The organism is Cellulosimicrobium sp. BMG9.22 (genome assembly GCF_059159975.1).
The window spans coordinates 24,145-38,596 of the sequence record NZ_JBZGBY010000034.1; the positions used below are offsets into that span (position 1 = coordinate 24,145).

A 14,452-nucleotide genomic window follows, 5' to 3' on the forward strand; every position below is an offset into this window, starting at 1 on the left:
TCAGCCGTGCACGCGACGCACCCAGGCGCGCGCGTCGGCGATCTCGCGGGCGGTCGGCAGGTTCTCCGGCGCCACCCACACGGCGTTGAACCCGTCGCGCCCGACGTCCTTCTCGACCGCGCGCACGAACGCGGCGCCGTCGCGGTACTGGGCGATCTTCGCGTCCATGCCGAGCACGCGCCGCAGCACGACGTCGAGGCCCGAGCCGCCCGCGCCGTCGCGCCGGGCCTCGAACTTGCGCCGGATGCTGCGCACGGTCCGCACGGTGCGCGGGCCGACGGCGTCCATCGCGACGTCGGCGTGCCCCTCGAGCAGCGCCATGACCGCGGTGACGTCTGCGAGGCGGTCCTGCTCCGCTGGGGTGAGGAGGCCGTCGACGAACGTCGCGCCCTCGCCCCGGACGGCGTTCAGCACCGCCCGGCCGACCGTCGTCAGCTTCTCGCGCAGGCGCGCCTCGGCCAGCCGTCGGGACGACGCCGAGAGCTCGGTGAGCAGGTCGTTCGCCTGGGCGCGCAGGTGCGCCGCGAGCCAGGGCGCGGTCGCGAACTGCAGCGCGTGCGTCTGCTCGTGCAGGCACACCCACAGGCGGAAGTCGGCCGGGCGCAGGTCGAGCGCGCGCTCGACCTGCAGGACGTTGGGGGCGACGAGCACGAGGCGACCGGGCGACGTCGCGGGGGCCGCGCCGCCGTGCGCGTCAGCGCCCGGCGAGCCCACCCCGCTGTACGGGTCGAACTGCCCGAGCACGCGGCTCGCGAGGACGGCGAGGACGGAGCCGACCTGCGCCGCCCCGACGAGCGCCGTCGCCTGCGGGACGCGACCGCCCTCCCCCACGACCGCCTCGGTCACGCCTTCGGTGAGCGACGACATGATCTCGGTGTTCGCCCGGGCCCACCGCGCACGGTCGACGACGTAGACCGTGCCGAGCCCCGACTGCGCCGCGCTCGTCGGGGTGCCGCCTGCCGGCGTCATGCGCGTGACGTCGAGCACGTGCGGGACGGCGGTCTCCGCGGCCGTGCGCAGACCGTCGACGAGGTCCGCGAGCTCGTCGCGCGACGCCTGCGGTCCGGGGCGCGCGAGCCGGCCCGCGATCTGCGCGGCGGCCGACCAGTCCACGAGCGACGCACCACCGGGCGCGCGCTCGTCCTTCTCGACGAGGGTCACCGCCTCACCGTAACCCGGCCGCGTCGACCAGGAGATCGCCACTTTCCGGGCAGACTGACGGCGAACCCTCCCCAGGCCGATGACGTCGACGCCACGACGTAGTAGATTCAACTACTTGGCGGGGGACAGTCGGTCGGAAGTGCCGGACTGGGCACACCGGGCGGACTACATACGTACCCGAACGAAGCGAAAGAGTCGAGTGGAGAAACGAACATCGAGCCCGCCTGGGCGAACGAGGCATTCGCCGATCCTGATGGGATACGGAGACGTCGATGTCGAGGTCCAGAAGGAGGATGACGATGAATAAGGACATTCCGGTCCACGACCTGCTGGAGCAGATCGGGAACGAGTCGGAGGCGCAGCGGCACACGCGGCTGCCTGATGGCGCGGTCGGCAGGCGCAAGTCCGATGCCCGCGCGCCCAAGGTGCTGTCAGTCCGGCTCACGGCCGAGCAGTACGAACGCCTCGCCAAGTCTGCCGCCCATCAAGACCTTCCGGTCTCGACCATGGCCCGGCTCGCCATCATCGAGAAGCTCGATGCTCAGCCCGGACCTTCCCGCGCGTCATCAGACCTGACCGCGATCACCGAGGCTTTGCGCGAGGTCATCCGGCCCGAGTTCCTCAGGGCGGGATGACCCGCGGCCATCGACCACCCCCATGGAGGCTCCGCATGGCTCGAAGATCCACGCCTCGTCCGGACCCGACGCCAGGCTTCGACGTTCCCGATCCTGGTCTGCCGCCCTCAGACGTCGACGACCACGGGGTCGACGGTGACGACCCGTCGGCGACGATCGCCCCGGCAGACCCACGCTGGAACGCGTGGTTCGACCATGGGCTCCGCACATCGGACGATTTTCTGGACGAGCGCGACCAACGTGCGGGGAACGCTCGCGACGCCGTCTGAGCGAGCACCTTCGGCCTGAGCCGTCCCGCTCCCTCCCGTTACCTCTCAGGCGGCGGTCACGCGGTGCAGCCGCACTCCGCGAGGGACGCGACGAAGTCGTCGAAGATGATGCGCGCGCCGTACGTGCCGCCGTCGGGCACGGCGTCGGCCATGACGGAGAACACGAGGAGCCGGTCGTCCGCCGTGACGACGGTCCCCGCGAGCGACGTGACGTTCGGCAGGCTGCCGGTCTTGGCGCGCACGACGCCACGGCCCGCGTTGTCGAGGAAGCGCTCGCCCAGCGTGCCGGACAGTCCCGCGACCGGCAGACCGATCGCTCCGGTGCGCAGCTGCGGGTGGGCGGGGTCGGCGAGCAGGCCGACGACGGCGTCGAGCTGCGCAGGTGTGAGGACGGACCCGTCGCCGAGGCCCGACAGGTCGGCGAGCGCCGCGCCCGTGAGGTCGACGCCGAGGCCCTCGACCGCGGCGCGCACCGCCTGGGTCGCGCCCTCGGCGGAGCCCGGCAGCCCGGCGTCGAGCGCGACGACGCGACCGACGACCTCGGTGATCGTGTTGTCGGAGTGCTGCAGGAGGTAGTCGACGACCTCGCTGAGCGGCGCCGACAGCACCTCGCCCACCGCGCGGGCGTCGTCGGGCGCCGTGGCCCGCTGCACGTCGCCTGCGACGGTGATGCCCTCCGCCGCGAGCGCGGCGACGAACGCGTCCGCCGCAGCCATCGCGGGGTCCGGCGCACGCGGCGCGTACTCGCGCTCGTCGAGCCGCGCGATGTCCACGGCGAGCGCCGCGACCGGAGCGACGTACCCGTTGCGCACGCTCAGCGGGTCGACCGTGGGTGCGACCGCCCCGCCGGTGAACAGCGTGTCGTCGAGCAGCAGCGAGACCGTGGTGCGTCCCGTGAGCTTCAGCTCGCCCGCGACCTGCGTGGCCAGGTCGCCGAGGCCGGCACGGCCGTTGACCGCCGTCGGGTCGCCGGCGCCCGCGGCGAGCATCATGTCGCCCCCGCCCACGAGGTAGACGGTCTCCTGTCCTTCGAGGACGGCTCGGGTGGGGAGCGTCGCGTGCGGGCCGGGGGACGTGAGCGCCGCGGCCGCCGTGAGCGTCTTGAGCGTCGAGGCGGGGACGAGGCCCGTGGACTGGCCGCTCGCCCCGAGCACGTCGCCCGTCGCCGCATCGGTGACGAGGACGCCGACGCGCGGCCCGAGCCGGGTGTCGGCGACGAGGTCGTCGACGAGCCCCTGCACGGCACCCGACCCCGGGACGGGCGCCGCGTCGTCGAGCACGGGCAGGGGCTCTGCGAGCGGCGGGGCCGCGACGGCGCCCGGTGCGTCCGGGAACGGGTTCGGCTCGGGCCACGGCGGCTCGGTCGTGAGCATGCCGGGCACGACGTCGGCCGCGTCGGCCACGAGATAGCCGCCCGCGAGCGCCAGGACGACGCCGATCGTCACCCCCGCCCGAGTCCCCCAGCCCATGCGAATCCTCCGGTCGTGCCCGCTCGTGCGGACGTGCGCATTATCACTCACCGAGCGCCGCGGGCAGACCCGTGGGAACCTTCCCGCGCGGACGGCACGTGTCACACTAGTTCCCGCACGACGGCGCCGTCCGTCGCTCACCCGACCAGCCACCGCCCGAGCGCCGTGGTGCCGGTACGACTGGAGGAAGCAGTGGAGTTCGACGTCACGATCGAGATCCCCAAGGGACAGCGCAACAAGTACGAGGTCGACCACGCGACCGGCCGCATCCGGCTCGACCGCATGCTGTTCACCTCGACGCGCTACCCCGACGACTACGGGTTCATCGAGGGGACGCTCGGCGAGGACGGCGACCCCCTGGACGCGCTCGTGCTGCTCGAGGAGCCCACGTTCCCCGGCTGCCTGATCCGCTGCCGCGCGCTCGGCATGTTCCGCATGCGCGACGAGGCCGGCGGCGACGACAAGGTGCTGTGCGTCCCCACGGGCGACCAGCGCGCCGCGTGGCGCCAGGACATCGACGACGTGTCCGACTTCCACCGCCTGGAGATCCAGCACTTCTTCGAGGTCTACAAGGACCTCGAGCCCGGCAAGTCCGTCGAGGGCGCCCACTGGACCGGCCGCACCGAGGCCGAGGCCGAGATCGAGCGCTCCATCCAGCGCGCGATCGACACCGGGTACCACACGCCGGGCCACTGACCACCGGCACGCAGCACGTACGACGGCGGCCGCTCACCTCGCGAGGTGGGCGGCCGCCGTCGTGCGTCACGGGCGGGCGAGCCCGTTCCGGTACGCCCAGACGACGACCTGGACGCGGTCGCGCAGGCCCAGCTTCGTGAGGACCCGGCCCACGTGGGTCTTGATCGTCGCCTCCGAGAGGAACAGCCGCGCGCCGATCTCCGCGTTCGACAAGCCGTCCGCGAGCAGCGCGACGACGCCGCGCTCGCGCTCCGTGAGGGTCTCGAAGGCGCGTTCGCGCGCGGCGACGTCGGGGAGAGCCGGAGCCACCTCGGCGAGGAGCCGACGCGTGGCCGACGGCGCGATCACGGCGTCTCCGCGGTGCACCGTGCGGACCCCCGCGAGCAGTTCCTCGGTCGGCGCGTCCTTGAGCAGGAACCCGGAGGCTCCCGCACGCAGCGCGGCGTAGACGTACTCGTCGACGTCGAACGTCGTGAGGACGAGCACCCGGCAGGGCGGCATCGCGGCCGCCAGCAGCCGGGTCGTCGTCTCGATCCCGTCCATGACGGGCATGCGCACGTCCATGACCACGACGTCCGCCCGCCGCTCCCGCTGGACCGCGAGCGCCTGCGCCCCGTCGCCCGCCTCGCCCACGACGACCAGGTCGGGTGCGGCGTCGATCACGGCGACCGCCCCGGCACGGACGAGCGCCTGGTCGTCGACGACCAGGACGCGGATCATCGTGCCTCCTGCCCGGGTCGCGACGGCGCGGCGTCGGTCGGGTGTGACGCGGTGGGCGGCACGGGGCTCGCGGTGGGGGTCGTGGTCGGGATCGACGCGGCGACCGTCCATGCGCCGTCCGTGCGGACCCCGAGCGTCCCGCCCGTCGCCTCGACGCGCTCGCGCATGCCCACGAGGCCGAGCCCGGCCCCGGGACCGCCACCGCGCGTCGTCCCGGGCTCGCGCTCCCGGCGAGGACCGGGACGGTTCGGCGAGGGCGCGCCGGCGTCCGGGACCGTGCCGGGGCTCGCGTCCGGTGGTACGTCGGCGACCTCCAGGTCGATCCGGTCCTCGTGCCACGTGAGCGTGACGGTCGACGACGAACCGGGCACCGCGTGGCGCGCACCGTTGGTCAGCGCCTCCTGGACCGTGCGGAACGCGGCGAGCCCGGCGGCGGGTCCGAGGGGTGCGGGACGACCCGACTCGACGACCCGCACCGTGCGCCCCGTCGCCCGGACGCGCTCGACCAGCCCGGGCAGGTCGTCGAGCGTCGGTGCCGGGTTCGAGGGCAGCGTGCCCTCGACAGCGTCCCCCGGCTCCGCTCGGAGCACGTGCACGAGGCCGCGCATCTCGCGCAGCGCCTCGCGTCCCGTCTCCTCGACGACCTCCAGCGCCTGCGCGGCACGCCGGGGGTCCGCGCGTCCCATCCTGGCCTGGGCGACGACGACCGAGAGCGAGTGCGCGACGACGTCGTGCATCTCGCGGGCGATCCGCGTGCGCTCGGCCAGCACTGCCCGCGCGGCCCGCTCCTCACGCTCCGCCTCCGCCCGGACCCGCCCGGCCTGCGCCTCGAGCCGCACCCGCTCCTGAGCCCGCCGGAGCAGCCCCATCGTCCAGGCGACCACGACGAGAGCGACGAGGAGCAGGCCCAGCAGCCACGGGCTCGGCCCGACGGCCGACGCCGTGGCGCTCGGGTCCTCGCGGTACCGGAGCACGGTCGCGGCCGCGCCGACGACGCCGGTCACCAGGCCGAGCGGACGCGCCGGGCCCCACGCGGTGCACGCCTGGACCGAGAGGAGGAACACCAGCGCGGAGGGGAGCAGGAAGTACAGTCCCGTGACGGCGAGCTGGCCGGCCAGCGCGACGGCGACCACGACGTGCGAGGGCACCGGCGCCGACCGGCGTGCGGCGAGGGCGACGTGCGCGACCACCGCGAGCGCCCCGACGGCCCAGGCCTCGCTCGCCGGGAGCGAGGCCGCGGCGACGACGCACGTCGCGGGCAGCAGGACGAGCGCCGCCGCCCCGGCGAGCAGCACGTCGCCGCGCACGGGCCGCACGCTCATCGGGTGACGGCCCTTCGGGCGGCGTCGCGCGCGTCCAGGGTCGCCACCAGGAGCGCGACGCCGATCACGAGCCAGGTGCCGTAGGTGAGTGCGACGAGGACGGTGATCGCCCCCGCGTCGAGGTCGACGGGGCCGTCGTCCAGACCCAGGAGCTGCGCGGCGGTGCCGAACACCATGAGGGCTCCCATCGTCAGGCCCGCGGACGCCGCGACCCATCCGACCGCCTGCGCCCCACCCCGCACGAGCCGGCCCGGGAGGGGTCGGTGCGTCAGCGCGAGCGCCAGCAGGGCGGCGGTCGCGAACAACGCGAGCTCCATCACCGGCGCTCCCCCCGTGTGCGGCTCGGGCCGTCCGAGCGTACCGCCCAGCCACCAGTAGACCTTGAGCGCCGGGTACGGCACGCACATCGCCAGTGCGAGCGCGCGCGGCCAGCGGCGGTGGACCGGAGCGGAGCCCGGCGTGGTCGCGCTCCGGGTGTGCAGCGCCGTGACGACCGCCGTCGCCGCGCTGAGCGCGCGCACCAGGGCACCCCGGACGTCGACGACCGCGAAGTCGCCCGCCGGGATCCCCGTCACCGCGAAGAACGCGCGGAACGCGTCGAGCGCGAGGCCCCCCGCCGCCCAGAAGAGCAGGATGACGGCGCCCCAGCCGAGCCCGACCACGAGAGACCGTGTCCAGCGGCCACGGGACGCCGCGAGCGCGATCAGCGCGAGCGCGCCGGCCACCGGCGCGACCCAGGGCGGGGCGAAGATCGACGAGTACCCCTCGGGCGGTGGCCCGGACCACCGCAGGAGGCCGGTCGCCAGGGTCGCGGACGCCGTGACGGCCGCCGTCACGACGATCGCCCTCGGGACGATCGCCGTCGGGACGGGCGGGCGGGACGAGAGCGTGGAGGTGTCGTTCATGGGACCAGGCTCGCCACCGACCCGCTCCGCGCGCGTCGATCGCAGGTCGCGCGCATGGGCGACCCAGGTCGCGCGCCCGGCTCATCCCCGTGGCGTGCCGGAGAACACCTTCGCGCTACGGACGCCCCGCGTACGGCATCGCGTCGGACCAGCGCATCGCGACCTCGTGGACCGGGCTGCCCGGCTGGCGGGCCTCGATCATCATGCCGTTGCCCGTGTACATGGCGACGTGGCGGATGCTCGACGGGTTCGACGTGTCGTCCGCGTAGAAGATCAGGTCGCCCGGCCGCAGCTGGTCGTAGGAGATCTTCTGGACGCGCTGGTACTGCGAGCGCGACGTGCGCGTGATGTCGACGCCGGCCGCAGCCCAGGCGCGCGACGTGAGGCCTGAGCAGTCGTAGCCCGGCCCGGTGCCGCCGAACACGTAGGGCGCGCCGATCTTCGTCCGGGCCCACGCGACCGCGGCCTGGCCCTGTGCGGCGCTCCCGACGCCGGTCCCGGGCGGGGGCGAGACGACGGGTGGCGGGGCCGGCGCGGGGTCGGGAGCAGGCGGCGGGGCCGGCGCCGGGTTCGGCGCGGGCGCCGGGCCGGGAGCAGGTACCGGGCCCGGCGCAGGCGCCGGTGCGGGGTCCGGCGCGGGCGCGGGGTCGGGCGAGCCGTCCGGAGGTGCCGTCGCCGGGCCCGACGACGTCGCGGTGGGCGGGGTCTCGGCCCGCGCCCTGGCGGCGGCCTCCTGCTCGCGGACCGCCTGCGCCTCGATCGCGTCCTGCCGCTCGCGCTCCGTCTCGACGCTCGTCGCGCGGGCCCGGGCGAGCTCTGCGAGGAGCGCCTCGCGCCGGGTCGCAGAGTCGCGCACGGCCTCGTCGAGCGCGGACGACGACGCCTGCGCCGCGGCGAGCGCGCCCTGAGCCCGCTCCTCGACCTCGCCCTGGTGCTCGAGCGCGGCGTCCGCCCGCTCGCGGGCGGTGTCGGCGACGGCGCGCGCCGTCGCGTAGGCGTCGAAGGACCGGCTCGCAGTGCGCCCGGTGACACGCTCGACGTTCTCGCGCTCGACGACCTCGCCCACGCCGTCGGAGTCGAGCACGGCGCGCAGGGCGTCGAGATCCGTCGACCCCTGACGCGACGCACGGAACAGCGCTCCGACGGCCGCGCGCGCGTCGGTCTCGCCGGCCTCCGCGCTCTCGAGGGCCGCCCTCGCGTCGCGGACCTCGGCGTCGGCCGCGGCGAGCGCATCCTGCGCTGCGGCATACTCCTCGGCCGCGGTCTCGACCGCTGCCTCCGCGTCCGCCCGGCGTTCACGGAGCCCCGCGAGCTCGGACTCGACCGCCTCGACGTCGCGCGCCGCGCCGTCGACGGACTCCTGGGCCTGGCGGACGTCGTCCTCCGAGGGTGGGTCGGACGCGGCCGTCGGAGCGAGGCCCACACCGAGAGTCAGCGCGAGCAGGCTCGCAGCACCCGCCGCGGCGAGGCGTCGCAGCATCTTCATGTCGTTCCTCCGGCGTGTCCGATTGACAGCACTCGCACGAGTCTGCCCGGAACCTCCGAGATGCGCGACGCGAAGGGACCATCTTCTTCTCACGATGTGGTCTCGCATCGTGAGAACCGACTGTCGCTGCACGCGGCACCGGCCTAATCTCGCAGCATGGTCCGCCGAATGTGTTGCTGAGCCCAGCGCGCGTTCGCCGTGCCCGCGCGGCCCCGTCGTCGACGACGCACGGCCCCGTGGCACCTCGTCCCCCCGTGCGCCGCATCCTCGCCGCGACCGGTCGACGACCCCGTCCACGCCTCCGCGGCACCCGCCCACCCGGCGCGCCGTGCGCCGTCGTACCACCACAGCAGGAGCACACGATGAGCAACCAGTCCCCCGCCTGGTCCTTCGAGACGCGCCAGGTCCACGCCGGTCAGACCGCCGACCCCACGACCGGCGCCCGGGCGCTGCCGATCTACCAGACGACGTCGTTCGTCTTCCCCGACGCGTCCGTCGCCGCCGACCGGTTCGCCCTCCAGGACCTCGGCCCGATCTACACGCGCATCGGCAACCCGACCCAGGAGGTCGTGGAGAACCGCATCGCGTCGCTCGAGGGCGGCGTCGGCGCGCTCCTGCTCGCGTCCGGCCAGGCCGCGACGACGTTCGCGATCCTCAACGTCGCGGAGGCGGGCGACCACGTCGTCGCGTCGCCGAGCCTGTACGGCGGCACGTACAACCTGCTGCGGTACTCGCTCGCGAAGCTCGGCGTCGAGACGACGTTCGTCACCGACCCCCACGACCCGCAGGCCTGGCGCGACGCGGTCCGGCCGAGCACCAAGCTCTTCTTCGGGGAGACGATTCCCAACCCCCAGGCGGACGTCCTCGACATCGAGGCCGTCGCCGCGGTCGCCCACGAGGTCGGCGTGCCGCTGATCGTCGACAACACCGTCGCCACGCCCTACCTGCTGCGCCCGCTCGAGCACGGCGCGGACGTCGTCGTGCACTCCGCGACGAAGTACCTGGGCGGCCACGGGTCGGCGATCGGCGGCGTGATCGTCGACGGCGGCACGTTCGACTTCGCGGCCGACCCGGAGCGGTTCCCGGGCTTCAACACGCCCGACCCGTCGTACAACGGCCTCGTGTTCGCGCGCGACCTCGGGGTGCACGGCGCCCTCGGCGCGAACCTGGCGTACGTCCTCAAGGCGCGCGTGCAGCTCCTGCGCGACCTGGGCTCCGCGATCTCGCCCTTCAACGCGTTCCTCATCGCCCAGGGCATCGAGACGCTCTCGCTGCGCGTGGAGCGGCACGTGGCCAACGCGCAGCGGGTCGCGGAGTGGCTCGAGGCGCGCGACGACGTCCGGACGGTCCACTACGCCGGGCTCGCCTCGAGCCCGTGGCACGCCAACGCGCAGAAGTACCTGCCGCGCGGCGCCGGCGCCGTGCTCGCGTTCGAGCTCGACGGCGGCAGCGAGGCCGGGCAGGCCTTCGTCTCCGCGCTGCGGCTCCACTCGAACGTCGCGAACATCGGCGACGTGCGCTCGCTCGTCATCCACCCTGCGTCGACGACGCACAGCCAGCTCACGCCGCAGGAGCAGGCGCTGTCGGGCGTGACGCCGGGGCTCGTGCGGCTCTCGGTGGGGATCGAGCACGTCGACGACATCCTCGCCGACCTCGAGCTCGGCTTCACCGCCGCCAAGTCCACCCTGGACGGCTGATGGCCGATCTGGACAGCCGGGGCGCCACCCACGCCCCGGCCGTACAGTGGCCGACGGTGATCCCCGTGAACGACGACCTCCCGCGCCCCGCAATGCCCCACACCCCGCAGCGCCTCGCGCGCGGGCGAGACGGCGGCGCGCCCGTGCGGTCCGGCGTCGTGCCCTCGCGCTCCCCGGTCAAGGCCGCGGTCCCCGCGTCCGGGGCCTGGCGGGACGGCGACCCGTCGGGGAACCGGCAGTTCGCCGACGTCGGCACCTTCGACCTCGAGTCCGGCGCCCGCCTGCCCGACGTGCGCGTCGCGTACGAGACGTGGGGCACGCTCGCACCGGACTGCTCGAACGCCGTCCTCGTGCTGCACGCGCTCACGGGCGACTCGCACGTCGTCGGCCCGGCGGGCGACGCGCACCGCACCGCGGGGTGGTGGGAGTCCCTCGTCGGCCCCGGCGCCCCGATCGACACGGACCGCTGGTTCGTCGTCGCGCCCAACGTGCTCGGCGGCTGTCAGGGCACGACCGGCCCGTCGTCGCCCGCCCCGGACGGTCGGCCGTGGGGCGGCCGGTTCCCGCGGGTCACGACGCGTGACCAGGTCGCGGTCGAGATCGAGCTGGCGCGCGGGCTCGGGATCGAGTCGTGGGCGTTCGTCATCGGGGCGTCCATGGGCGGCCATCGCGTGCTCGAGTGGGCGGTCCTCGGGCCCGAGGCGGGGATCGAGGTCGAGGCGATCGCGGCCATCGCGACGACGGCGCAGACGACCGCGGACCAGATCGCGTGGGCGCACCCGCAGCTCGGTGCGATCCGGGCCGACCCGCGCTACCGCGGCGGCGACTACTACGACGCGGCGGACGACGACGGCCCGCACGCCGGTCTCGGCATCGCGCGACAGATCGCGCACGCGACGTACCGGTCGGCCAGGGAGCTGGACGAGCGTTTCGGCCGGCTCCCCCAGGGCGGCGAGGACCCGTTCGTCGACGGCCGCTACGCCGTCCAGTCCTACCTCGACCACCACGGCGACAAGCTCGCGTGGCGCTTCGACGCGAACTCGTACGTCGTGCTCACCGAGTCGATGCTCACGCACGACCTCGGGCGCGACCGCGGTGGCGTCGAGGCGGCGCTCGCCCAGATCACCGCGCACGCGCTCGTCGTCGCGGTCGACACGGACCGGCTGTTCCTCCCGGCCGACTGCGCGCGCATCGCGGCAGGCATCCCCGGCGCCGAGCCGTTGCGGACGCTCACGAGCGACTTCGGCCACGACGGCTTCCTCATCGAGTTCGACCAGCTCGGCCCGATCGTCGCGGACTTCCTCGGCGACCGCGTCCGCGCGCGCGGCTGACGACGGCCCGCGCGCACCAGATCTGTCCACCGCAGCCGCTGTGGCGAGCGGGTGGTCGTGGATGCGGGACGATGACCGCATGGACGACGACGTGACCGAGGCCGGCCTCCACCTGCGCACCCAGTGGGAGCGTCTCGACCGGTGGCTGCGCGAGCTCGACGGCGGGCTCGACGGCGCAGGGGCCCGGCAGAGCGCCCTCGACGGCTGGACGGTCGGCGAGCTGGTCTCGCACCTCGGGCGGGTCATGGAGACGCTCGCGCTCTGCGGTCCGGTTCCGCCCGGGACCGTCCCGCTCAGCCTGGCCGAGTACCTGGGGACGTACCCCGAGCGCGCCGACGAGATCGAGCGCTCGACGCGTGAGCTCGACGAGCAGATCGCGGGCAACCGGCTGGGCGGCGTCGAACGACTTGCTTCCCGTGGCCTGGCGCGGCTGGACGAGCTCGCGGACCAGGCGATCGTCCAGGCGCGACGCGGGCCGATCACGCTCCGGGACATGGTCGTGTCCCGGGTGGTCGAGCTCGTCGTCCACGCGGACGACCTCGCCCGTTCGTTCCCCGAGGTCCCGTCCGACCCTGTGGACCGCGGCGCGCTCGACGCCGTCGCGCGCGAGCTGTTGCGCGTCGTCGTGGCGCGCGGCGGCTGGTCCCTCGAGGTGCGCGACGCGCGCCTCTGGCTACGGCTCGCGTGCGGGCGCCGGCCCTACGACGTGGACGCGCTCGCCCGCGCGCTCGAGCCGATGCACACGTCCGAGGCGGTGCCGGACCTGGGGCGCATGCTTCCCCTGCTCTGACCCGTCCGACGCGCCCTACCGTGGTCGCGCCGCAGGTGGGGCCGTAGGTTGGAGCCATGCTCGCCGCCTACGCCGACCACATCGATCCCGACGACCCGCTGACCGGGCTGGTCGTCGGGGACCGTCCCGAGCCGGAGGCACGCGAGCACTGGACGACGATCGACGTTCGCGCCGCCTCGCTCAACCACCACGACCTGTGGTCCCTGCGCGGCGTCGGGCTCCCGGCGGACCGGCTGCCGATGATCCTCGGGACCGACGCCGCAGGAGTCGCAACGGACGGGACCGAGGTCGTCGTGCACGCGGTGATCGGCGCCGACGGGCACGGCGTCGGGCCGGGCGAGCGCCGCTCGCTGCTCTCCGAGCGCTACCAGGGGACGCTCGCCGAGCGCGTCACCGTCCCGAGCCGCAACCTTGTGCCCAAGCCGCCGGAGCTGACCTTCGTGGAGGCCGCGTGCCTCCCGACGGCGTGGCTCACCGCGTACCGCATGCTCTTCACCGAGGGACGCGCGGCGCCCGGTGACCGCGTCCTCGTCCAGGGCGCCGGCGGAGGCGTCGCGACGGCGGCCGTCGCGCTGGGCGCCGCGGCGGGCCTCGAGGTCTGGGTCACGTCGCGCTCGGCGGGCAAGCGCGCCAAGGCCGCGCGCCTCGGCGCCGCGGCCACGTTCGAGTCGGGCGCGCGGATGCCGGCGCCCGTCGATCTCGTGCTCGAGACGGTCGGCCGCGCGACCTGGCAGCACTCGATGCGCTCGGTGCGTCCGGGCGGCACCGTCGTGGTCGCGGGCGCGACGAGCGGAGACCCGGAGGCTGCGGAGCTCACGCGACTGTTCTTCCACGAGATCCGCGTGCAGGGAGTGACGATGGGGTCGCGCGACGACTTCGCGGCGCTCGTGCGATTCCTCGCCCGCGGCGAGGTGAGGCCGGTGGTCGACGAGGTGCTGCCGCTCGCGCGCGCTCGCGACGGGCTCGCGCGCCTCGAGTCCGGGGAGCACTTCGGCAAGGTGGTGCTCACGCCGTGACGACCTCCGCCTGGGCCGAGGACGTCCTCGGGGACGGGTACCAGCAGCGGACGGTAGAGCTCGAGCCGGACGACGAGGGTGAGGTGGTCGTCACCGTGGTCCGGCACTCGCCGGCGTCGGACGAACCGTTCCGGCCGGCGCGTGCAGTCCTGTACGTGCACGGGTGGAGCGACTACTTCTTCCAGACCGAGCTCGCCGAGACGTGGCACGGCATGGGCGCCGCCTTCTACGCGCTCGACCTCCGCAAGTACGGACGCAGCCTGCGTCCCCACCAGACCCCCGGGTACGTCGACGACCTCGGGGAGTACGACGCCGACCTCGCCGCCGCGCTCGACGCGATCCGCGAGGACCTCGGGCCCAACGTCGCGATCATGCTCATGGGGCACTCGACGGGCGGACTCATCGCCGCACTGTGGGCGCACCGCCACCCGGGCGTCGCCCGCGGGCTCGTGCTCAACAGCCCGTGGCTCGAGCTCCAGGGCTCGTCGATCGCCCGCACCGTGTCCGGTCCGGCGATCCGGCAGCTCGCGCGGTTCCAGCCGCGCGCTCCGCTGCCGAGCATCGACCCGGGACACTACGCGCGCACGCTCCGTGACCGCGAGGACGGGACCTGGGTCATCGACGACGCGTGGCGCCCCTTCCCGTCGTTCCCCGTCCGAGCCGGGTGGCTCCGGGCGATCATCGCCGGCCACGCACGTGTCGCCGCGGGCCTGACGATCGACTGCCCGGTGCTGGTGCTCCTCGCCGAGCGCTCGCTCTTCAGCACACGGTGGACCGAGGACATGCGCGCCGCGGACATCGTGCTCGACGTCGAGCCCCTCGCACGCAGGTCGTCGAACCTCGGGCCAGTGGTGACCCTCGTGCGCATCCCTGGCGGGATGCACGATCTCGCGCTCTCCGCCCTCGGGCCCCGCGCTCGGTACTTCGCGGAGATCGTCCGCTGGTCCGCCGCGTA

The 14,452-nt window shown here is 74.6% G+C and carries 13 protein-coding genes; 7 read left to right on the forward strand and 6 right to left on the reverse strand.

The window, feature by feature from the left end; genetic code table 11:
- Positions 1 to 1,161 carry a zinc-dependent metalloprotease gene (locus AC4H2H_RS17530; RefSeq protein ID WP_494372102.1) on the reverse strand — a complete coding sequence of 387 codons (1,161 nt, stop codon included), beginning with the start codon at positions 1,159 to 1,161 and terminating at the stop codon, positions 1 to 3.
- A gap of 293 nt (positions 1,162 to 1,454) precedes the next feature.
- On the opposite strand from AC4H2H_RS17530, the gene AC4H2H_RS17535 reads away from it, so the two are divergent.
- Positions 1,455 to 1,796 carry a hypothetical protein gene (locus tag AC4H2H_RS17535; protein WP_494372103.1) on the forward strand — a complete coding sequence of 114 codons (342 nt, stop codon included), beginning with the start codon at positions 1,455 to 1,457 and terminating at the stop codon, positions 1,794 to 1,796.
- A 325-nt stretch (positions 1,797 to 2,121) separates the two neighbouring features.
- Here AC4H2H_RS17535 and dacB read toward each other — a convergent pair whose 3' ends face one another.
- A complete protein-coding gene (dacB, locus tag AC4H2H_RS17540; protein ID WP_494372104.1) occupies positions 2,122 to 3,534 on the reverse strand; it encodes a D-alanyl-D-alanine carboxypeptidase/D-alanyl-D-alanine endopeptidase in 1,413 nt (470 codons plus the stop codon).
- 192 nt (positions 3,535 to 3,726) lie between these two features.
- Here dacB and AC4H2H_RS17545 point away from each other — a divergent pair, with 192 nt between their 5' ends.
- Positions 3,727 to 4,230, forward strand: a complete 504-nt coding sequence (locus tag AC4H2H_RS17545) for an inorganic diphosphatase (RefSeq protein ID WP_191612618.1) — start codon at positions 3,727 to 3,729, stop codon at positions 4,228 to 4,230.
- A gap of 66 nt (positions 4,231 to 4,296) precedes the next feature.
- On the opposite strand, the gene AC4H2H_RS17550 is transcribed toward AC4H2H_RS17545, so the two are convergent.
- From AC4H2H_RS17550 to AC4H2H_RS17565, 4 genes are all read right to left on the reverse strand, one after another.
- Complete coding sequence (locus AC4H2H_RS17550) at positions 4,297 to 4,950, reverse strand: response regulator (RefSeq protein ID WP_494372105.1); 654 nt, start codon at positions 4,948 to 4,950, stop codon at positions 4,297 to 4,299.
- Entirely contained in the window at positions 4,947 to 6,272 is a 1,326-nt protein-coding gene (locus AC4H2H_RS17555) for a sensor histidine kinase (RefSeq protein ID WP_494372106.1), read from the reverse strand. The genes AC4H2H_RS17550 and AC4H2H_RS17555 overlap by 4 nt, the downstream gene beginning before the upstream one ends.
- A complete protein-coding gene (locus AC4H2H_RS17560; protein WP_494372107.1) occupies positions 6,269 to 7,177 on the reverse strand; it encodes a hypothetical protein in 909 nt (302 codons plus the stop codon). The genes AC4H2H_RS17555 and AC4H2H_RS17560 overlap by 4 nt, the downstream gene beginning before the upstream one ends.
- 115 nt (positions 7,178 to 7,292) lie before the next feature.
- Positions 7,293 to 8,663, reverse strand: coding sequence for a C40 family peptidase (locus AC4H2H_RS17565; RefSeq protein ID WP_494372108.1), 1,371 nt, complete (start codon positions 8,661 to 8,663; stop codon positions 7,293 to 7,295).
- Between the two features lie 362 nt (positions 8,664 to 9,025).
- On the opposite strand from AC4H2H_RS17565, the gene AC4H2H_RS17570 reads away from it, so the two are divergent.
- The 5 genes from AC4H2H_RS17570 to AC4H2H_RS17590 form a co-directional block, all read left to right on the forward strand.
- Positions 9,026 to 10,360 carry a bifunctional o-acetylhomoserine/o-acetylserine sulfhydrylase gene (locus AC4H2H_RS17570; protein ID WP_494372109.1) on the forward strand — a complete coding sequence of 445 codons (1,335 nt, stop codon included), beginning with the start codon at positions 9,026 to 9,028 and terminating at the stop codon, positions 10,358 to 10,360.
- A gap of 56 nt (positions 10,361 to 10,416) precedes the next feature.
- Complete coding sequence (metX, locus tag AC4H2H_RS17575) at positions 10,417 to 11,691, forward strand: homoserine O-acetyltransferase MetX (RefSeq protein WP_494372110.1); 1,275 nt, start codon at positions 10,417 to 10,419, stop codon at positions 11,689 to 11,691.
- A gap of 79 nt (positions 11,692 to 11,770) precedes the next feature.
- Positions 11,771 to 12,481: a maleylpyruvate isomerase N-terminal domain-containing protein gene (locus tag AC4H2H_RS17580; protein ID WP_494372111.1), complete on the forward strand. Its 711-nt coding sequence runs from the start codon at positions 11,771 to 11,773 to the stop codon at positions 12,479 to 12,481.
- Between the two features lie 56 nt (positions 12,482 to 12,537).
- Complete coding sequence (locus AC4H2H_RS17585; protein ID WP_494372112.1) at positions 12,538 to 13,497, forward strand: zinc-binding dehydrogenase; 960 nt, start codon at positions 12,538 to 12,540, stop codon at positions 13,495 to 13,497.
- The coding region (locus AC4H2H_RS17590) for an alpha/beta hydrolase (protein ID WP_494372113.1) at positions 13,494 to 14,452 on the forward strand (959 nt) is incomplete at its 3' end. The genes AC4H2H_RS17585 and AC4H2H_RS17590, both read left to right, overlap by 4 nt.